Below are 19,384 nucleotides of genomic sequence, written 5' to 3'. Positions count from 1 at the left end.
AATCGGCCCATGGAAGCGGACGACCTCGCGTCCGCCGACGACCTGTGGTGGTCGTGGGCCGTGCTGGCCGACTCCGCACGGCTCCCGCGCGACGCGGTCGCCGAGCTCGACACCGACGCGCATGTGCTGCACTACCGGCTCGGTGACTCCTGGACGTGCATGCAGCGGATCGGCGGCGGCCGGGCGGTGATCTGGGGCCGGGTCGCCGACGCCGTGAAGGACGCCGTCACCGAGCGGGTCGACCCGCTCGCCGGAGCGCCCGACTGGGCGAGGTCCGACGCGGTCTGGCGCTCCATCCGGGTCACCAGGCCCGGCTTCCTCGCCTGGTACTCCCGCGACGGCTGGGACACCAGCACGACGGGGATGTTCGACGGGGTCGTCGAGCTGCTCACACCGCTCCTGCGCGCCGACCCGCGCCAGGTCGCTGCCGCGAAGGCGGGCACCACCGACTCGATCCTGCTCAAGGAGGCGCACGGCGTCGCCCACGTCGCGGCCCAGGGCGCGATCCGCAACCGGCTGAAGACCCAGATCCACCGTCAGCTGCGCGACACTCCCGAACGCGACCGCGGACTGCCGGACCGGCCCACCCTGCTCGCGCGCTGGGTCCGGATCACCGAGCCACCCTCCTTCGAGCACGTCGTGCTGGTCGAGGAGGGCGAGCTGGTGGCCGCCGAGCCCGACGTACGGCTCCCCGAGGCGGCGCTGAACACTCTCACCAACGTGCTCCACGAGCTGCACCGTGCGGAGGCCGGCGAGGAGTCCGGAGCCTGGATCGTCGCGCGGGTCCGGTACGACGGGCACCGGATCACCCTCGACCGGGCCTTCGACAGCCTGCCCGACTGGTACGCCGGCACTGGCCCGACCCTGCGCGCCCTGACCTGGGAGATGCAGCAGCGCAGCGGCCGCTGGCGCCCGGCCTGGGCCCGCCTCCTCCCCGAGTGACCCCCACCGACCCCCGAGGCGGCCCGGATGAAAGCCCAAACACCGTCGAGGCGGCTCAGGTGAAAGAGATTCATTTTCATCTGCGCCGCCTCGGCGATAATCGGGCTTTCATCTGCGCCGCCTCGGCGACTGGCGTCAGAGGAGGCGGCGCTCGGAGGCCCAGCGGGTGAGCTCGTGGCGCGAGGACAGCTGTAGCTTGCGCAGCACCGAGCCCATGTGGGTCTCGACGGTCTTGATCGAGATGAACAGCTCGGCGGCGACCTCCTTGTAGGAGTAGCCGCGCGCGATCAGCCGCATCACCTCGCGTTCGCGTTCGGTGAGCCGGTCGAGGTCCTCGTCGACGGCCGCCACCTCGATCGTGCCGGCGAACGCGTCGAGCACGAAGCCGGCCAGCCTCGGTGAGAATACCGCGTCGCCGGCCGCGACCCGGGCGATCGCGTCGACGAGCTCGGCGCCGGTGATCGTCTTGGTGACGTAGCCGCGCGCGCCGGCCCGGATGGTGCCGATCACGTCCTCGGCGGCATCGGAGACGCTGAGCGCGAGGAACTTCGTGTCCGGCGCCTTGCCGTGCGTACGCCGGATCACGTCGGCCCCGCCGCCGCCGGGCAGGTGCACGTCGAGCAGCACCACCTCGGGCTGGTGGGCCACCACCGCGGCGACAGCCTCGTCGACGTCCGCCGCCTCGGCGAGCACCACGACCGTGTCGCCCAGCTCCGCCCGCACGCCGGCCCGGAACATCGCGTGGTCGTCCACGATCACCACGGTTCGCTTGCTCATCGGCCATCTCCTAGCGGTTGGGCGAGCCGGACCTCGGTGCCCTCACCGGGCCGGCTCCTGATCTCGGCGGTGCCACCGTGACGCTTCATCCGGTCGATGATGCTGTCACGAAGGCCGTGCCGGTCCTCTGCCACGCCCTCTGGGTCGAAGCCGGTGCCGCGGTCGCGCACGAACACCTCGACGCGCGTCGGGGTGGCCTCGGCGTAGACGTCCACCTTGCCGGCGCCGGAGTGCCGGGCCGCGTTCATCGCCGCCTCGCGCGTCGCCAGGACGATCGGCCGCACCTTCTCCGAGACGGGCGGGTCACCGACGCAGACCACCTCGACCGGTACGCCGTACGCGTCGTCGACCTCGCCGGCGATCACCCGCAGCGCCGCCGCGAACGTGGTGGGATCACCGCCGGACGAGTCGAAGAGCCAGGAACGCAGGTCGCGCTCCTGCGACCGCGCCAGGCGCGCGACGGTCGCCGGGTCCTGCGCGGACTTCTGGATCAACGCCAGCGTCTGGAGCACGGAGTCGTGCAGGTGTGCCGCGACGTCGGCTCGCTCCTGCGACCGGATCCTCTCCGCGCGCTCCTCACTCAGGTCGGAGGAGAGCCGGAACAGCCACGGCCCGACGATGAAGCCGAGCCCGATCAGGCACAGGATCGCGGCCATGCCCACGGCCCGCGCGGCGGCCCAGTCACCGCTGGTCAGCGTGATCAGCATGACCGCGACGACCAGCAGGACCACACCGAGCAGCAGCCGAAGGTACGCCGCCGCGCCGCCGGTCCCGACGACGGCGCGCACGACGTTGATCCGTCCCGTCGAGTCCAGCCAGCGCTCGCGCTGGGCCTCGTCGGCCTGCCGCCACAGCAGCGCCAGGCCCGCGACGCCCAGGGTCAGCGGCCAGAAGATCGAGCCCTGGCCGGTCGCGAGCGCCAGGATGCCGGCGACGCCCAGCGCGATCGCGCCGATCGCGACCAGCGGGCCGAGGTCCACCAGCCGTCGGATCCGTCCGCGCCGCCTCTTGCCCTGGCGCTCGGCGGCCGCGAGGCCCGGCGCCTGGTCCTCGAAGTGCCGCCGCGCGGGCAGCACCATCCACAGGCCGGCGTAGAAGAGCACCCCGAACCCGCCCATGACGGCCAGCACCATGAAGGCGACGCGCACCCACAGGACGGGCAGCCCGAGGTGCTCGGCCAGGCCGGCGGCGACGCCGCCGAGGACCGCGTCGTCCGGCTCGCGGTAGGCCTTGCGAGGCGCGCCGGCGGAGCTCCTCGGCTCGGTCAGGGGGCTGGTCACGGTCCCATCGTGGCATCCGGGCGTTCCGCGGACATCGGGTCTGACCCCTGAGCGACCCCTGACCCGGGCCTTCTCCACCCAGCACAGGATCAGGGGCGTCCCCGATGGTGGCCGGCTCTCCCGGCGACCACGATGGAGACATGAACGAGACCCTCAACGACCCGGGCCGGGACACTCCGCCGCCCCCGCAGTCGCCACCGCCGCCGGCCGCGTCCCACCAGGACCTCGACCGACTGCGCCGCAGCACGACGAACCGCTACGTCGCCGGCGTCGCGGGCGGCCTCGGCCGGCACTTCAACATCGACCCGACCATCATCCGGGTGCTGCTGGTCGTGCTCACGTTCTTCGGCGGCGCCGGGCTCCTCGTGTACGCCGCCTGCTGGCTGTTCGTCCCCGAGGACAACGCCGAGCACGCGCCGATCCGCGTCGGCAGCGAGCCGCGCAAGATCCTGCTCCTCGCCGCCGCCGGCATCGCACTCCTGCTCGCGCTCGGCGACGTCTTCGACGGCACCGCCGCCGGCTGGCCGTTCGTCAGCATCGCGGTGATCGTCGCCATCGTGCTGATCGTCCGGGACCGCCGCCGCGAACGCGAGTCCGCGGGCGCCACGCCGGCATCTGAGGCCTGGGTCCCGCCCGCTGCACAGCCCGCCGGCACGCACCCGGCGTACGCCGCGACCGAAGCAAGCGTGGAGGACACCCGCGTGCTCGACCCGAGCGCACAGCCGCCGTGGCAGCCTCCCGTGTGGCAGCCACCGGTGACCCAGCCGCCGCTCGTCCCCCCGCGCGCCAAGCGCACCGGGATCGTCTGGTTCTGGCCGACCCTCGCCCTGATCGCCCTCGCACTGGGCGTGCTCGGGCTCTACGACAACGACCACCACGTCGCCGACGGCGCCTACGCCGCCCTCGCGCTCGGCATCACTGCCGTGATGCTGCTGGTCGGATCGCTCGTCGGCCGACCCGGCGGGCTGATCCTGATCGGCTTCGTCTCCTCGGTCGCCCTTGCTGCGAGCGTCGCGGTCGGAGGATCGTTCGGCGCCGACGCCCGCGAGATCCACGAGACTCCGACCACGGCCGCGCTCGTGCAGAGCGAGTACACCGCCACCGTCGGTGAGATCGTGCTCGACCTCACCCATGTCTCAGACCCCGAGGCCCTGGCAGGACGCGCGATCCACCTCCAGCTGCGCACCGGCCACGTCGAGGTGATCGTGCCCCGCAGCCTCAACGTCGACATCCGGGCCGACATGGACTTCGCCGGCGGGATCACCGTCCCCGGCGACGACAGCGGCGGCATCAACCACGAGGTGCACAAGCGCCTCGCCGGCGTACCCGCCACCACCACCGCCCCCCTCGCGCTGGACCTCGACGCCAGGCTCGGCCAGATCACCGTGGAGTACCGATGAGCAAGCGACCGATCTCGATCAGCCACCTCGTGTTCGGCCTGATCTTCCTGGGCATCACCGCGTTGTGGGTCGTGGGTGCGACCACCGACGTCGAGGCTCCCGCCCTGGCCCTCTGGGGCCCGGTCGTGCTGATCGGGGCCGGCGTCGTCGGACTGGCGGCGATCGTCCTCAACTCACGCACCGCCCGGCGGACGGCTCTCGAGGACCGCGAGCCCGAGTACGCCGCCACGGTCCCGGCCGACGACGAGGAGAGGTCATGAGCGACGTCCAGCCCCCGACGAAGCGCCTGCTCCGGACCCGGGACGACCAGATGGTCGCCGGTGTCTGCGGTGGCCTCGCCCGCTACCTCGGCGTCGACGCCACGTTGATTCGGGTCGCCGCCGTCATCGCGCTGGTCTTCGCCTTTCCAGCCACGGTGATCGGGTACGTCCTGGCGTGGGCGATCATGCCCACTGCCTGAGGTCCGCGCTCCGAAGGCCGGGGTTTCACTACTTCCGTAGTGAAACCCCGGCTTCCCGTACCCAATCGCGTTCGGGAAGCCCCGAATTCACTGCGTCAGTAGTGAATTTCAGCGACTGAGCGACCGGGTGATCACCTGGTTCGCAGCCCGCTGGAACCCACTGACCACCGCCTCGAGCGTGAGCTGGCGCAGCCGGGCCATGGTCTGCTCGAAGCGTGCCTTGGCGGCCTCGGTCTTCGGTTTCTCGTGGTACGGCGCCAACACGCGATCCTTGAGGATCGAGGTGAGCTCGTCGGCGAGGGCCTCCATGTGCCGGGTGATCGCCTCGCCGGCAGCGACGAGCGAGTCCACCGGGATGTCGAGGTCCAGCGACCTGACCGCGACGTCGAAGGCGGGCAGCAGCTCGAACCTGCCGTCGCCGGCCGGCAGGATGCCCATCGACGCCTCGAGCCGCTCGAGCTGGTCGGCGTCGAGCCGGCGGCCGGCGCGGGCCTCGAGCTGGCGACGGGTCACCAGCTCGTGGCTGCCGGACTTCCACGAGGTGAGCATGGCGCGCTGGATGGCCAGGTCCTCGACCGAGGCGTCCGCGGGCACGCGGGCGAGGTACTTCTCGATGGCGGCGAGGGTGAAGCCGTGGTCCTGGAGGGCGCGGATCAGCTCGAGCCGCGCGCGGTGCTCGGCGGAGTAGTAGGCCATCCGGCCGCGACGGGTCGGCGGCGGAAGCAGGCCCAGACCGGCGTAGTACCGGGTGGTCCGCACGGTCATGCCGGTCACGGCGGCGAGCTCGTCGACGGTCAGGAGCTCGCCCTCGTCGTCCGGGGCGTCGGGTCGAGCCACGCTCATGACGCCTCCTCTCCCTCGTCGAGCCGCGACTGTAACAGTTCCACTGGCACGTTCCTCGGACCACGGCCGGGCCTCCTTGCACCTTAACAGTTTCGCTGTCACAGTTGACGTGTCACGTTCCCGAGCCTCCGAAGGGCCACCTGCCGATGCGCGACCTCTTCACCGCCGAGCACGAGGACTTCCGCAAGACCGTCCGGACCTTCTTCGAGCGGGAGGTCGTCCCGCACCACGAGCAGTGGGAGAAGGACGGCATCGTGCCGCGCGAGCTCTGGCTCAAGGCCGGCGAGGCCGGTCTGCTGTGCTTCGACGTCCCCGAGGAGTACGACGGACCGGGAGTCGCAGACTTCCGCTACAACGTGATCCTCTCCGAGGAGCAGACCCGCGCCGGCGCGAGCGGCCCGGGCTTCTCGGTGCACACCGACATCATCGTGCCGTACCTCGTCAGCATCGCGAACGACGAGCAGAAGCGGCGCTGGCTGCCCGGGTGCGTCACCGGGGAGACGATCACCGCCATCGCGATGACCGAGCCGGGAGCCGGGAGCGACTTGCAGGGTGTGCGCACCACCGCGGTCGACAAGGGGGACCACTACCTCCTCAATGGATCCAAGACGTTCATCAGCAACGGCATCAACGCCGACCTGGTGATCGTCGTCGCGCGCACCGACCCCGAGGCCGGCCACAAGGGCATCAGCCTGCTCGTGGTCGAGCGCGGCATGGACGGCTTCGAGCGCGGGCGCAACCTCAACAAGATCGGGCTGCACGCGCAGGACACCGCAGAGCTGTCGTTCACCGACGTCGTCGTACCCAAGGAGAACCTCCTCGGCAAGGAGGGCGAGGGCTTCATCTACCTGATGATGAACCTCCCGCAGGAGCGGCTGATCATCGCCGCGCAGGCGGTCGCCGCTTGCGAGGCGGTCGTCGAGATGTGCCTGGACTACGCGAAGACGCGCGAGGCGTTCGGCAAGCCGATCGGCAAGTTCCAGCACAACCGGTTCCTGATCGCCGAGATGGCGACCGAGACCCGGGTGGCGCGCACGTTCGTCGACGACTGCCTGGCCAAGCACCTGGAGGGCAAGCTCGACGCGGTCGACGCCGCGATGGCGAAGTACTACACCACCGAGCTGCAGAACAAGCTGGTCAACCAGGGCGTGCAGCTGCACGGCGGCTACGGCTACATGACGGAGTACCCGATCGCGAAGGCGTACCTGGACAGCCGGATCTCCACGATCTACGGCGGCACCACCGAGATCCAGAAGGAGATCATCGGAAGGTCGCTGGGGCTGTGAGTGGCCTCGCCCGGCTCGCCGGACGCGGCGGTCGCCTCGACAACCTGCGGCGCATCGAACGGCTCGACCCCGCGGTGGACTTCGACGAGATCATCGGGCTGGTCGCTTACCACGAGTTCCCGTGGGAGTACGTCCAGGGCACCTCGATCGCGTTCATGCGCGACTACGGGGTGCCCTCGATCAGCGACCTGCTCGACCGCACCGGCCGGTTCGAGCGCGACGGCCAGAAGCGGTACGACGACACCGTGCTGATCGGCTTGCGGTCGGTCGCTTCGCTCCCCCGCTGCTTCGCATACGAGGCGGTCGTCGACGGCATCGACTCGGGCCGCGCGCACGCCGCCATCCGGCACCTCAACGGCATCCACGGCCACTACGGGATCCCCAACCACGAGTTCCGCTACGTCCTGGCCACCACGCTGGTCGGCCCGAAGCGCTTCATCGACCGCTACGGCTACCGCCCGATGCATCCGCACGAGGTCGAGGCGATGACTCGCGTCACCAACCGGTTCGGCGAGCTCATGGGCATCAAGGAGCTGCCGTCGACGTACGCCGAGTACGAGCGGCTGCTCGACGACTACGAGGCCGAGCACTTCGCGCCCGACCCGGCGAACACGCGGGTCGCCGAGGCCAGCATCCGGATCGTCACCGACTGGTACCCACGACCGCTCCGGGGCCTGGTACGCCGGGTCACGATCGCGATGTTCGACGAGCCGCTGCGCGTGGCGCTCGGTCTCCCGCGCCAGCCGGCCTGGCTCGTGCGCACCGTCGACGGTCTCGTGCGGTTGCGCGGGCGGGTGATCCGGTTCCTGCCACCGCGTGCGGCGGACAACCCGTACCGCCACGACGCGAGCCGCACGTATCCCTTCGGGTACTCGCTCGCCGATCTCGGTCCTCGCGACCACGGCACCGAGCTGCATCGTGAAGCCACCCTCCGGACCACCCTTCCCAAGACCCCCGCCTGATTGAGGAGCCTGCCTCGTGAACGACGTCCTCGAAGCCCGGGCCCGGATCGAGAAGGCGATCGCCGGCCAGACCCTGCTGACCGCGTTCGCCGCCACCGTCGCGGAGGAGGGCGACAAGCCTGCGTACTCCGACAAGGTCGGCATCGACGGAGCCGGCTGGCGCACGCTGACGTGGGCCGAGCTCGCCGAGGTCGCCCGGAGCGTGGCCGCCGCCCTGGTCGAGCTCGGCGTGCAGCCCGGCGACACCGTGGCCGTGATGGCGAGCAACCGGATCGAGCACGTGGTCGCCGACCTCGGCGCGCTGCACGCGGGCGCGACGCCGATGTCGATCTACAACACGCTCTCGCCCGACCAGGTCGCCTACGTGGCCGGCCAGTCGCGTCCCACGGTCGCGGTCGTCGAGACTGCGGACCACCTTGCCCGCTGGGAGTCGGCGCTCGCCGACCCGTCGATCGGCAAGGTCGTCGTCCTCGACGAGTCCGCCCTGCCCGCCGGCGACCGCTTCGTGGGCTGGACCGAGCTCGTCGAGGTCGGCGCGCAGGCACGGCGTACCGGCGCCGCTGATCGTGAGATCGACCGTCGCACCGCCGACGTCTCCCCCGACCAACCGGCCACGATCCTCTACACGTCGGGCACCACCGGCAACCCGAAGGGCGTGGTGGTGACGCACCACATGGTGCTGTTCGAGAACACCAGCTCCCTGAAGACCGCGGACCCGCAGGGCGAGAACGTCTTCGTCTCCTACCTGCCGTTCGCGCACATCGCCGAGCGCACGCTCGGGATGTACATCCCCTGGACCCGAGGCGCCCACATCCACCTCGTCGGCGACCCGGCGCTGCTGCTCGGGGCTCTCGGCGAGGTGCGCCCGACGCGGTTCTTCGGGGTGCCGCGGGTCTGGGAGAAGATCAGGACCGGGATCTCGGCGAAGCTCGCCGCCGAGCCGGACGAGGCGACGCGCGCCGGCATCGAGCAGGCCATGGCGATCGGCCTCGCCTGGGTCGAGTCCCAGCAGTACGGCGAGACCACCTCGCCGGAGCTGCAGGCGCAGTACGAAGCCGCAGACACGCAGGTCCTCGGCCTGCTCCGGATGCTGCTCGGCCTCGACCGTTGCGAGTGGGCGGCATCCGCGGCGGCGCCGATGCCGCTCGAGGTCGCGCGGTTCTTCGCCGGCCTGGGCATGCGGATCTACGACGTCTACGGGATGACGGAGACCTGTGCCGCCGTGACGTCGTGCGGACCGGCGTCCTTCCGGCTGGGCACCGTCGGCCGCGCGCTCGCCGGCATCGAGGTCGTCCTCGCCGACGACGGTGAGATCCTCGCCCGCGGCCCGGTCACGACGCCGGGCTACTTCCGGCAGGACGAGGCCACCCGCGAGCTGATCGACGACGAGGGCTGGGTGCACACCGGTGACATCGGCGAGCTCGACGCCGACGGCTTCCTGAAGGTGATCGATCGCAAGAAGGAGCTGATCATCACCTCCTCCGGCAAGAACATCGCCCCCTCCAACATCGAGAACCTCCTCAAGGAGTCGCCGATCATCGGCCACGCCATGGCGATCGGCGACGGGCAGCCGTACGTCGTGGCGGTGCTGACGCTCGACGGCGAGATCGCCCCGCTGATCGCCCAGCAGGCCGGCGTGGAGTTCACCGACCTCGCCGACCTGGCCAGCAGGCCCGAGGTCCTGGCAATGGCGCAGGCGGCCGTCGACGCGGCGAACGCCCGGCTCTCCCGGCCCGAGCAGGTCAAGCGGTGGACGCTGCTGCCCACCGAGTGGACCGCGGAGTCAGCGGAGCTCACCCCGACCCTCAAGCTCAAGCGCCGGGTGGTCACCACCAACCACGCGCAGGAGATCGCAGCGCTGTACGCCCCCGGTGGTTGAGCCTGTCCCCACCAGTGCCACGGCTACCGTGCACTCCATGCACACCCTCGGCACTCTCACCACCGAGCCGGTCCTCGACCACCTCGACCTCGTCGGCGTCCCCGTCGCGGACTTCCTGAAGGGCTGGGAGCACGCCGCCGAGGTGGGCGTGGTGGCGATCGACCCGGCGCTCTCGGAGACCGCCGCGACCGTCGACGTCTACGGCGTGCCCTGGGAGTCGGGTGCGAACTGCGTGGTCGTGATGGGCAGGCGTGAGGGCCAGGAGCGCACCGCCGCGTGCGTGGTCCGCGGCGACACCCGGGCCGACGTCAACAACCGCGTCAAGCGCCTCCTCGACGTGCGCAAGTGCTCGTTCCTCGATCACGAGAGGGCGGTCGCGGAGAGCGGGATGGAGTACGGCGGCATCACCCCGATCGGCGTACCGGCGCAGTGGCGGCTCCTCGTCGACTCGCGCGTGCCCGCGATCGACACGGTGCTCATCGGCAGCGGCATCCGCGGCTCCAAGCTCATCCTGCCCGGCCGGCTGCTCGCCGAGCTGCCGGGCGCCGAGGTCGTCGACGACCTCGCCGTCTGACCCCGTCTGAGCCGTCGGAGCCCTCCGGTCTGGACAGGCTGGCTCCGTCTGGGTCGGCTCAGGGGAATTACGGATGACGAACAGCGTTCGTCTCTGCTTCGATGTGCGCATGCATCGTCAGATCGCCGGCAAGCTGACCGGACCCGTGACCAAGTGGCTCGTCCTGGCTGGAGTGCTCGCCCTCACCGTGGTGATGAGCATCCTCGGGGCGAAGCTCAACGACGTGAAGAACAACGAGGCCTCGTCGTGGTTGCCGGGGTCGGCCGAGTCCACGAAGGTGGCCAACGAGCTGGCCAAGGACGTGAGCCCCAACGACATCCCGACGCTCGTGGTCTACCACCGTGCGTCCGGGCTGACCGAGGCTGACCTCGCCGCGATCGACAAGCAGGGCCAGGAGATCGCCGGGATCAAGGGCGTGACCAAGGCCGGCGTGCTCACGCCGAACGTCGCTAAGGCGCTGAAGGCCCAGGGCGCGAACGTCCCCGACCTCATCTCTGCCGACGGGAAGGTCGCCTACACGTACTTCACGTTCAACTTCGGCAAGGGCGGCTGGAACAAGATCCCCAAGCCCGCCGACGAGGTCCGTGACCTCACCAAGATCGACGGCGTGAAGGTCTACCTCGGTGGCTACGGGGGCCAGGCCTCCGACTTCGCCTCCTCCTTCGAGGGATCCCACGCCAACCTGCTGATGATCTCCTTCATCGTCGTGATCATCATCCTGCTGTTCACCTATCGCAGTGCCTTGCTCTGGTTGCTGCCGATTCTCGGAGCCGCCGTCTCCTACCAGATGGCCGGCGGCGTGGTCTACCTCCTGGCCAAGTACACCGACATGGTCGTCAACGACCAGAGCCAGTACATCCTCGGCATCCTGGTGATCGGCGCCGGCACCGACTACGCCCTGCTGCTGGTCGCCCGCTACCGCGAGGAGCTACGCCGGCACGAGGACCGGCACGACGCGATGGAGCAAGCGCTGCACCGGTCCGCGCCCGCGATCATCGCGAGTGCCGCGACCGTCGTCATCGGCCTGCTGTGCCTTTCGGTGGCCGACCTCAACTCCACGGCCAGCCTCGGTCCTGTCCTCGCGGTCGGTGTCGCCGTCACCCTGCTGGTGATGGTCACGTTCCTGCCCGCGATGCTGGTCATCTGCGGACGCTGGGTATTCGGCCCGCGTACTGACGAACGGCGCCCGTGGACGCGGACGGCAGTCTCCATGCTCGGTGGTGGAATCGTCGGAGTCGTTCTCGGCAGCGTTCTCGGTGGCGGGGCCGTGATGCTCGCCGTGCTCGGCGGGCTCAGCGCCTTCCTGGGCCTGCTGATGCTCGTCCAGGTCGGGATCGAGCGCTGGACCAGCGTGCACAGCCGCCCCGACTTCGGTTCGGCCGAGCCGACGAGCAACGGACTGTGGGCGAAGGTCGGCAGCAGGATCGCCCCCCGGCCACGCGCGGTGTGGTCGGTCACCGCCGTCCTGCTCGTCCTCGCGTGCTTCGGCCTCTTCAAGCTCGACGCGCACGGCCTGAAGACGGAGGACTCCTTCACGCAGAAGTTCGACTCCGTGACCGCGCAGAAGCTGATCTTCGCGCACGGCCTCGCTGACAGCTCCAACACCGTGCAGGTCGTCGCCGCGACCGACAAGATCGCCGAGGTCGAGCAGGTCGTGGCCAACGTGGCCGGGGTCGGCAGCCCGACCGACATCAAGCCGCTCGGCTCGACCGGACGGTCGTGGTTCGAGGCGAGCATCAAGCAGGACGTCTCCTCCCCAGAGGCGTTCGACCTGGTGCGGCACGCCCGGGCCGCGGCCCACGGCGTGGCCGGCGCGGAGGCGAAGGTCGGGGGCGGAGCTGCGCTCTACCTCGACACCAAGATCGCCGCCGACCGGGACAACCGGGTGATCATCCCCATCGTGCTGGTGGTGGTCTTCCTGATCCTGATGCTGCTGCTCCGCGCACTGGTGGCACCGTTGCTGCTGATGGTGACGGTGGTGCTCTCGTTCGGCGCGGCGCTCGGCCTCTCGTCATTGATCTTCCACTACATCTTCGACTTCAAGGGCGCCGATCCGGGCTTCCCGCTGTTCGCGTTCGTGTTCCTGGTCGCTCTGGGGATCGACTACAACATCTTCCTGATGACCCGCGTCCGCGAGGAGACGGCCAAGCACGGGACCCGCAAGGGATCCTTGATCGCGCTCTCGTCGACCGGCGGTGTGATCACGTCTGCCGGGCTCGTGCTCGCAGCGACGTTCGCGGTGCTCGGCACGCTGCCGTTCGTCTTCCTGGCCGAGCTCGGCACGGCGGTGGCGCTCGGTGTGCTGCTCGACACGATGATCGTCCGATCGGTGCTCGTGACCGCGCTGAACCTCGATCTCGGGGGGCGGATCTGGTGGCCGAGCAAGCTCGACTCCGGGTCGAAGACGGACGCACCTCCTCCGCCGGCGCAGGAGCCCGAACTGGCCAATGCCTGAGCGCCGAGCGGGCACAAACGCAGGCGGGAAGCACGCCGAGAGGGCAGAGATGCAGCTTTCGGTGCTGCGTTTCTGCCCGCTCGGCGCATCCGGTCGCAGCTTTTCTGCCCGCTCGGCGTACTGCAGGTCACACGGCGTGACTGTGGCGTCGCAACCGTGACAGCACTACTGTCACGGTAGTCAGACCGCCCGCACAGACAGGTCCGTTGATGAAGCTCTCCACGATGCTGATGTACGCCGGCAACCCGCGCGACGCCGCCGACCAGGTGGTCGCGCTCGAGCAGGCGGGCCTGGACACGGTCTGGGTCGCGGAGGCCTACGGCTTCGACTCCCCCACGCTGATGGGCTACCTCGCTGCCAAGACGGAGACGGTCGAGATCGGTGCGGCCATCCTGAACGTCTACTCCCGCACGCCCGGCGCGATCGCGCAGACCGCCGCGGGGCTCGACAACGTCTCGCAGGGTCGCGCGGTCATCGGGCTGGGCGCGTCCGGCCCCCAGGTGGTCGAGGGCTTCCACGGAGTGCCCTACGACAAGCCGCTCGCCCGCACCCGCGAGGTGATCGAGATCGTCCGGGCGGCGCTGCGCCGCGAGAAGCTCGACTACGACGGCAAGGTCTTCCAGCTGCCGCTGCCGGAGGGCCAGGGCACCGGCCTCGGCAAGCCGCTGAAGCTGCTCACCAAGCCCGAGCGGCCCGGCGTACCCCTCTACATCGCAGCCCTGGGGCAGCTCTCGGTCCAGGGCGCAGCGGAGTACGCCGACGGATGGCTGCCCTTCCTCTACAGCCCCGAGGGCGCCAAGGGCGTCTGGGGCGACGCGCTCGCCAAGGGTGCGGCCAAGCGGTCGTCCGAGCTCGCCCCGCTGGAGATCGCGGCCGGTGGCATGGTGGCCGTCGGCGACGAGGTCAAGGGCATGCTCGACTTCGCCCGGCCGATGTTCGCCCTCTACATCGGCGGCATGGGCGCCCGTGGCAAGAACTTCTACAACGACCTCGCCTGCGAGTACGGCTACGAGGCCGAGGCGAAGAAGATCCAGGACCTCTACCTCGACGGCCACAAGCGCGACGCCGAGGCGGAGGTGCCGCTCGAGCTGCTCGAGCGCTGCAACCTCGTCGGACCGGAGTCCTACGTCAAGGAGCGGATCGCCGCGTTCCGCGAGTCGGGTGTCACCAACCTCCAGGTCGCGCCGGCCTCCGACGACCCTGCCGGCCTGGTGCGCCGGCTCAAGGAGTGGGTGTCCTGAGCGCGAGCGTCGCTGCCCACCCAGTGGCGCGCCGCCACGGCCACCCTGACGCTCGATAGCCTTGCCGCGATGGCCTCGAACCCGATCGGTCCCACGCCCCAGCAGGTACGCCGTGCGTTGGCTCGCGCGGAGCGTGGCGCCGCCCTGGACCCGGCGGAGGCGACCGTCCTGCTCTCGGCCCGCGGCGAGGACCTCGAACGGCTGACCGTCGTCGCCGCGCGCGTGCGCGACCGCGGCCTCGAGGACGCCGGACGCGGCGGTGTGGTGACCTACTCCCCGAAGGTGTTCATCCCGCTGACCCGGTTGTGCCGCGACCGCTGCCACTACTGCACCTTCGTCACGGTGCCGGGCAAGCTCGAGTCGCCGTACCTCTCCCCCGACGAGGTGCTGGCGATCGCTCGTGACGGTGCGGCGCTGGGCTGCACTGAGGCGCTGTTCACCCTCGGCGACCGGCCGGAGGACCGGTGGCCCGAGGCCCGGGAGTGGCTCGACGAGCAGGGTTATGACTCGACGCTGGCCTACGTGCGGGCGATGTCGATCCGGGTGCTCGAGGAGACCGGCCTGCTGCCGCACCTCAACCCCGGAGTGATGAGCTGGGAGGAGCTCAACCGGCTCAAGCCGGTCGCGCCGTCGATGGGGATGATGCTGGAGACGACCAGCCGCCGGCTCTTCGAGGAGAAGGGGCAGGCGCACTTCGGCTCTCCCGACAAGGATCCCGACGTCCGGTTGCGCGTGCTCGAGGACGCCGGCCGGCTCTCGATCCCGTTCACCACCGGCCTGCTGATCGGCATCGGCGAGACGCTCGAGGAGCGGGCGGAGTCGATCTTCGCCCTGCGCCGCGTCGCGAGGCAGTACGGCAACGTCCAGGAAGTCATCATCCAGAACTTCCGCGCCAAGCCCGACACCGCGATGCGGCACACGGACGACCTCGCCCTGGACGAGTACGTCGCCGCGATCGCCGTCTCGCGGATCGTGCTGGGCCCGAAGGTCCGGCTGCAGGCACCGCCCAACCTCGTCGATCTCGCCGAGTGCACCGCCTTGCTCGCCGCGGGGGTCGACGACTGGGGTGGCGTCTCGCCGCTGACCCCCGACCACGTCAACCCCGAACGCCCGTGGCCCTCGCTCGAGCGGCTGCGGTCGATCACCGCGTCGGCCGGCTTCGAGCTGCGTGCCCGGCTGACCGCCCATCCCGAGTACGTCCTGGCCGGCGAGCCATGGATCGACCCACGGATCTCGGCCCACGTCGCGGCCCTCGCAGGCCCAGACGGCCTGGTGCGGGACGCAGTCCGCCCAACCGGCCTGCCCTGGCAGGAGCCCGACGGCGGGGTCTCGACGGGGCTCGACCACCAGGGCAAGGGCCGCACGGACCTCCACAGTGCGATCGACACCGAGGGCCGCTCGGCCGACCGGCGCTCGGACTTCGACAACGTCTACGGCGACTGGGACGAGCTGAAGAACACGATCGGCGAGGGCGACCACCCGATGGTTGAGCCTGTCGAAACCAGCCCGACCGTTTCGACAGGCTCAACGACCGGAGCAGCCGGGCTGGAGGCCCTCGCCGCAGCAGAGCGCGACCCAGGGAACCTCTCCGACGAGCACGCGCTGACGCTGATGACCGCCGAGGGCGACCTGCTCGCCCAGGTGGTCGCGCTGGCCGACCAGCTCCGCAAGGACACGGTCGGCGACGAGGTCACCTACGTGGTCAACCGCAACATCAACTTCACCAACGTCTGCTACGTCGGCTGCCGGTTCTGTGCCTTCGCGCAACGGCGCACCGACGCCGACGCCTACTCGCTCTCCCTCGACCAGGTCGCCGACCGGGCCCAGGAGGCCTGGGACCTCGGCGCCAGCGAGGTCTGCATGCAGGGCGGGATCGACCCCGAGCTGCCCGGCACGGCGTACTTCGACCTCGCGGCCGCGGTGAAGACGCGCGTCCCGGGGATGCACGTGCACGCGTTCAGCCCCATGGAGATCGTCAACGGCTCGTCCCGCACCGGGCTGTCCTTCGAGGACTTCCTGATCAAGGCCCGCGAGTCCGGCCTGGACACGATCCCCGGGACGGCCGCGGAGATCCTCGACGACGACGTCCGCTGGGTGCTGACCAAGGGCAAGCTCCCGACGAAGACCTGGATCGAGATCGTCAGCACCGCGCACCGGGTCGGGGTCCGGTCGAGCTCGACGATGATGTACGGCCACGTCGACAACCCGCGGCACTGGGTGCAGCACCTGCGGGTGCTCGCGCAGATCCAGGAGAAGAACCTCGAGGAGGGCCTCGCCGGCTTCACCGAGTTCGTCCCCCTGCCCTTCGTGCACCACTCCGCACCGATCTACCTGGCCGGCGTCGCCCGCCCGGGCCCCACCCTGCGCGACAACCTCGCCGTGCACGCGATGGCGCGGATCATGCTCCACGGCCGCATCGACAACATCCAGACCAGCTGGGTCAAGCTCGGCGTCGACGGCACCCGCGCGATGCTCGCCGCGGGCGCCAACGACCTGGGCGGCACCCTCATGGAGGAGACGATCTCCCGGATGGCCGGCTCCGAGCACGGCTCGGCCAAGACCGTCGAGGAGCTCGTCGAGATCGGCGCCGGCATGGGCCGGCCGGTCGTCGAGCGCACGACGACCTACCAGCTCCGTTGAGTTGGGGGAAACAGACCATTGAGTTGGGGAAGAAGCCCCCAACTCAACAGGCATTTTCCCCCAACTCGACGAGTCAGGGGCCGTCCGGGCGCGCGAGGGTGAGGTCGCGGGCCTCGGCATAGCGCGCCCTGACCTCGGGCGTCGGCTCGGCCTCGTTGACCTCGGCGGTCGGCAGCTCCCAGTCGGGCGGGTCCGCCTCACGGGAGAGCACCCAGGCGGCCTGCCGGGCAGCGCCACGGGCGACGTACTCGAAGGGCACCGGCACGTGCACGGGGTGCCCCAGGACGGCGGGCGCGATCGCGCGCACCGCCGCAGATGCGGCGCCTCCGCCGGTGAGCAGGATGCGTCGTACGTCGCTTCCTTGCGCCGCCAGGGCATCGATGCAGTCGGCGAGGCTGCAGAGCAGCCCCTCCACCGCTGCGCGGGCGAGGTGCGCCGGGTCGGCGGTGCCCAGGGTGAGCCCGTGGATCGCCGCGGTCGAGTCGGGCTTGACCGGGGTCCGCTCGCCCTCGAGATAGGGCACCACGACAAGACCACCGGCACCGGCCGGGGCCGACAGCGCCAGCCGCGAGAGCCCGTCGTGATCGACGCCGAGGATGCGGCCGGCCGCATCGAGCACGCGCGCGCCGTTGAGCGTGGCGACCAGCGGCAGGAAGCGGCCGGTGGCGTCGGCGAAGCCGGCGACGATCCCGCTCGCGTCACGTGCCGGGACCTCGGAGACCGCGCACGCAACGCCCGAGGTGCCGATCGACACGATGACGTCGCCCGGGACCGCCCCCAGCCCGAGGGCTGATGCGGCGTTGTCGCCGGTGCCGGGCCCGAGCACGGCCTCGCCCGGAGTTGCAGCTGCGCCGGCGACGTCGTGCGGCTTCAGGACCGTGGGCAGCAGGGCCTCGCTCCCCAGCGCCCGAGTGAGCAGGTCGGTGCGGTAGTCACCGGTCACCGTCGACCAGTACCCGGTGCCGCTCGCATCTCCGCGATCGGTCACGAGCGCGTCGAGCGATCCGGCACCGGCCAGCTGCCAGGTGAGCCAGTCGTGGGGCAGGCACACTGCCGAGGTCCGGCGAGCGTTCTCCGGCTCGTTCTCCGCCAGCCACCTCAGCTTGGTGACCGTCACGGAGGCGACCGGTACGACGCCGATCTGCTCGGCCCACGCCTGCGCGCCACCGAGCTCCTCGATGAGGTCGCGGGCGGCACCCGCCGACCGGTTGTCGTTCCACAGGAGCGCCGGACGGACGACCACGCCGTCGTCGTCAAGGCAGACCATGCCGTGCTGCTGCCCGCCGACCGCGATAGCGGCGACGTCGTCCAACCCTCCAGCGGCCTCAGTCGCCTGGCCCAGCGCGGTGAGCCAGGCAGCGGGGTCGACCTCGGTGCCGTCCGGGTGGGAGGCGCGCCCCTGTCGGACGACGTCGCCGGTGTCGGCATCGACGACCAGCACCTTGCAGGACTGGGTGGAGGTGTCGATGCCGGCCACCAGCGGCATCAGCGCACGCCGTAGAGGTGCTCGAGCGCCAGCTGGTCGAGCCGTTCGAAGCCCATCCCGCGCTCCGCCGCGGCATCCGGGTCGAAGGCCTCGGCCCGCAGGTCGGCCAGCGACTCGCCCGCACCCATCGTCGGTACGCCGAGCTCGGCGACCCGGGCCAGCCGCATCGCCTCCTGCACGTCCGGATCGGCGCGGAAGGCGCGCGACTTCTCGCGCAGGATCAGGTAGTTGCGCATGCAGCCCTCCGCAGAGGCCCACACGCCGTCCATGTCCTCGGTGCGCGGCGGCTTGAAGTCGAAGTGCAGGGGGCCGTCGTACCCGCCGTGCTCCAGGATGTCGACGGTCCAGAAGGCACCACGGGCGTTGCCGGCGCCGAAGCGCAGGTCCTGGTCGTAGCGTGGCCCGGTCTGCCCGTTGAGGTCGGCGTGGAACAGCTTGCCGTGCCAGAGCGCCTGGGCGAGCCCGTGCGCGTAGTTCAGCGAGGCCATCTCCTCGTGGCCGACCTCCGGGTTGAGCCCGACCAGCTCCGGATGCTCGAGCTCGTTGATGAACGCCAGTGCGTGGCCGATGGTCGGCAGCAGGATGTCACCGCGCGGCTCGTTGGGCTTGGGCTCGATCGCGAAGCGCAGGTCGTAGCCGCGGTCGAGGACGTACTGGCCGAGCACGTTGAAGGCCTCGGCGTAGCGGTCCAGGGCGGTGCGGATGTCCTTCGCGGCGCCGGACTCCGCCCCCTCGCGACCGCCCCAGGCGACGAAGATGCGCGCGCCCATCTCGGCGGCGAGGTCCACGTTGTCGAGCGCCTTGCGCAGGGCGAAGCGGCGCACGTCGCGGTCGTTGTTGGTGAAGCCGCCGTCGCGGAAGACCGGGTGGCTGAACAGGTTGGTGGTGATCATCGGGACGACCAGCCCGGTGGCGTCCAGGGCCTTGCGGAGCGGGCCGAGGTGCGCCTGCTTGGTCGCCTCGTCCGCGCCGAAGGGGAACACGTCGTTGTCGTGGAAGGTGATCCCGTAGGCGCCGAGGTCGGAGAGCCGGTGGATCGCGTCGGCCGGATCGAGCGGCGGTCGGATCGCGCTGCCGAACACGTCGACGCCCTGCCAGCCCACCGTCCACAGCCCGAAGGTGAACCGGTCCTCGCGCGTGGCGGTGTAGTCCTGCATGT

The 19,384-nt window shown here is 70.6% G+C and carries 16 protein-coding genes; 11 read left to right on the top strand and 5 right to left on the bottom strand.

Annotated elements, in window-relative coordinates; translation table 11 throughout:
* Nucleotides 1–9: 9 nt before the first annotated feature.
* Entirely contained in the window at nt 10–942 is a 933-nt protein-coding gene (locus ACVW00_RS04670; RefSeq protein ID WP_457109735.1) for a hypothetical protein, read from the top strand.
* A gap of 135 nt (nt 943–1,077) precedes the next feature.
* On the opposite strand, the gene ACVW00_RS04665 is transcribed toward ACVW00_RS04670, so the two are convergent.
* Together ACVW00_RS04665 and ACVW00_RS04660 are read right to left on the bottom strand one after the other, a co-directional pair.
* The gene (locus ACVW00_RS04665; RefSeq protein WP_457109734.1) at nt 1,078–1,719 is read right to left on the bottom strand and encodes a response regulator; all 642 of its coding nucleotides are present in this window, start codon (nt 1,717–1,719) and stop codon (nt 1,078–1,080) included.
* Nucleotides 1,716–2,999 (bottom strand): ATP-binding protein, encoded by a 1,284-nt coding sequence (locus tag ACVW00_RS04660; protein ID WP_457109733.1) that lies wholly within the window; start codon nt 2,997–2,999, stop codon nt 1,716–1,718. The genes ACVW00_RS04665 and ACVW00_RS04660 overlap by 4 nt, the downstream gene beginning before the upstream one ends.
* 140 nt (nt 3,000–3,139) lie before the next feature.
* Between ACVW00_RS04660 and ACVW00_RS04655 the strand changes: the two genes are divergently transcribed.
* From ACVW00_RS04655 to ACVW00_RS04645, 3 genes are read left to right on the top strand one after another with little or no spacing between them, the layout of a single operon-like run.
* Entirely contained in the window at nt 3,140–4,399 is a 1,260-nt protein-coding gene (locus ACVW00_RS04655) for a PspC domain-containing protein (protein ID WP_457109732.1), read from the top strand.
* Nucleotides 4,396–4,659, top strand: coding sequence for a hypothetical protein (locus ACVW00_RS04650; RefSeq protein WP_457109731.1), 264 nt, complete (start codon nt 4,396–4,398; stop codon nt 4,657–4,659). Before ACVW00_RS04655 ends, ACVW00_RS04650 begins: the two co-directional genes overlap by 4 nt.
* The gene (locus ACVW00_RS04645) at nt 4,656–4,859 is read left to right on the top strand and encodes a PspC domain-containing protein (RefSeq protein WP_457109730.1); all 204 of its coding nucleotides are present in this window, start codon (nt 4,656–4,658) and stop codon (nt 4,857–4,859) included. The genes ACVW00_RS04650 and ACVW00_RS04645 overlap by 4 nt, the downstream gene beginning before the upstream one ends.
* A gap of 108 nt (nt 4,860–4,967) precedes the next feature.
* Here ACVW00_RS04645 and ACVW00_RS04640 read toward each other — a convergent pair whose 3' ends face one another.
* Nucleotides 4,968–5,702 carry a MerR family transcriptional regulator gene (locus ACVW00_RS04640; RefSeq protein ID WP_457109729.1) on the bottom strand — a complete coding sequence of 245 codons (735 nt, stop codon included), beginning with the start codon at nt 5,700–5,702 and terminating at the stop codon, nt 4,968–4,970.
* Nucleotides 5,703–5,848: 146 nt separating this feature from the next.
* Here ACVW00_RS04640 and ACVW00_RS04635 point away from each other — a divergent pair, with 146 nt between their 5' ends.
* From ACVW00_RS04635 to ACVW00_RS04605, 7 genes are all read left to right on the top strand, one after another.
* Nucleotides 5,849–6,988: an acyl-CoA dehydrogenase family protein gene (locus tag ACVW00_RS04635; protein ID WP_457109728.1), complete on the top strand. Its 1,140-nt coding sequence runs from the start codon at nt 5,849–5,851 to the stop codon at nt 6,986–6,988.
* On the top strand, nt 6,985–7,950 hold the full coding sequence (locus ACVW00_RS04630; RefSeq protein ID WP_457109727.1) for an oxygenase MpaB family protein: 966 nt from the start codon (nt 6,985–6,987) through the stop codon (nt 7,948–7,950). The genes ACVW00_RS04635 and ACVW00_RS04630 overlap by 4 nt, the downstream gene beginning before the upstream one ends.
* A 16-nt stretch (nt 7,951–7,966) precedes the next feature.
* Nucleotides 7,967–9,829, top strand: a complete 1,863-nt coding sequence (locus tag ACVW00_RS04625) for an AMP-dependent synthetase/ligase (protein WP_457109726.1) — start codon at nt 7,967–7,969, stop codon at nt 9,827–9,829.
* A gap of 37 nt (nt 9,830–9,866) precedes the next feature.
* Entirely contained in the window at nt 9,867–10,403 is a 537-nt protein-coding gene (locus ACVW00_RS04620) for a YbaK/EbsC family protein (RefSeq protein ID WP_457109725.1), read from the top strand.
* A gap of 109 nt (nt 10,404–10,512) precedes the next feature.
* Nucleotides 10,513–12,858: an MMPL family transporter gene (locus ACVW00_RS04615; protein ID WP_457109724.1), complete on the top strand. Its 2,346-nt coding sequence runs from the start codon at nt 10,513–10,515 to the stop codon at nt 12,856–12,858.
* Between the two features lie 209 nt (nt 12,859–13,067).
* A complete protein-coding gene (locus tag ACVW00_RS04610) occupies nt 13,068–14,099 on the top strand; it encodes an LLM class F420-dependent oxidoreductase (RefSeq protein ID WP_457109723.1) in 1,032 nt (343 codons plus the stop codon).
* A 69-nt stretch (nt 14,100–14,168) separates the two neighbouring features.
* A complete protein-coding gene (locus ACVW00_RS04605; protein ID WP_457109722.1) occupies nt 14,169–16,739 on the top strand; it encodes a bifunctional FO biosynthesis protein CofGH in 2,571 nt (856 codons plus the stop codon).
* Between the two features lie 73 nt (nt 16,740–16,812).
* On the opposite strand, the gene xylB is transcribed toward ACVW00_RS04605, so the two are convergent.
* Nucleotides 16,813–18,225 (bottom strand): xylulokinase, encoded by a 1,413-nt coding sequence (xylB, locus tag ACVW00_RS04600; protein WP_457109721.1) that lies wholly within the window; start codon nt 18,223–18,225, stop codon nt 16,813–16,815.
* Nucleotides 18,225–19,382 (bottom strand): xylose isomerase, encoded by a 1,158-nt coding sequence (xylA, locus tag ACVW00_RS04595; protein WP_457113073.1) that lies wholly within the window; start codon nt 19,380–19,382, stop codon nt 18,225–18,227. The genes xylB and xylA overlap by 1 nt, the downstream gene beginning before the upstream one ends.
* Between the last annotated feature and the right edge of the window lie 2 nt (nt 19,383–19,384).

It is taken from the genome of Marmoricola sp. URHA0025 HA25 (assembly GCF_054059435.1).
The sequence above is the reverse complement of the archived record's forward strand: the minus strand, read 5'-3'. Positions and strand labels throughout refer to the sequence as shown.

What these genes read in the sequence shown, in the direction of transcription:
- ACVW00_RS04670 (WP_457109735.1), top strand. Translation starts at nt 10, where the DNA reads ATGGAAGCGGACGACCTCGCGTCCGCCGACGACCTGTGGTGGTCGTGG.
- ACVW00_RS04665 (WP_457109734.1), bottom strand. Translation starts at nt 1,719, where the DNA reads ATGAGCAAGCGAACCGTGGTGATCGTGGACGACCACGCGATGTTCCGG.
- ACVW00_RS04655 (WP_457109732.1), top strand. Translation starts at nt 3,140, where the DNA reads ATGAACGAGACCCTCAACGACCCGGGCCGGGACACTCCGCCGCCCCCG.
- ACVW00_RS04650 (WP_457109731.1), top strand. Translation starts at nt 4,396, where the DNA reads ATGAGCAAGCGACCGATCTCGATCAGCCACCTCGTGTTCGGCCTGATC.
- ACVW00_RS04645 (WP_457109730.1), top strand. Translation starts at nt 4,656, where the DNA reads ATGAGCGACGTCCAGCCCCCGACGAAGCGCCTGCTCCGGACCCGGGAC.
- ACVW00_RS04640 (WP_457109729.1), bottom strand. Translation starts at nt 5,702, where the DNA reads ATGAGCGTGGCTCGACCCGACGCCCCGGACGACGAGGGCGAGCTCCTG.
- ACVW00_RS04635 (WP_457109728.1), top strand. Translation starts at nt 5,849, where the DNA reads ATGCGCGACCTCTTCACCGCCGAGCACGAGGACTTCCGCAAGACCGTC.
- ACVW00_RS04620 (WP_457109725.1), top strand. Translation starts at nt 9,867, where the DNA reads ATGCACACCCTCGGCACTCTCACCACCGAGCCGGTCCTCGACCACCTC.
- ACVW00_RS04615 (WP_457109724.1), top strand. Translation starts at nt 10,513, where the DNA reads ATGCATCGTCAGATCGCCGGCAAGCTGACCGGACCCGTGACCAAGTGG.
- ACVW00_RS04610 (WP_457109723.1), top strand. Translation starts at nt 13,068, where the DNA reads ATGAAGCTCTCCACGATGCTGATGTACGCCGGCAACCCGCGCGACGCC.
- ACVW00_RS04605 (WP_457109722.1), top strand. Translation starts at nt 14,169, where the DNA reads ATGGCCTCGAACCCGATCGGTCCCACGCCCCAGCAGGTACGCCGTGCG.
- xylB (WP_457109721.1), bottom strand. Translation starts at nt 18,225, where the DNA reads ATGCCGCTGGTGGCCGGCATCGACACCTCCACCCAGTCCTGCAAGGTG.
- xylA (WP_457113073.1), bottom strand. Translation starts at nt 19,382, where the DNA reads ATGCAGGACTACACCGCCACGCGCGAGGACCGGTTCACCTTCGGGCTG.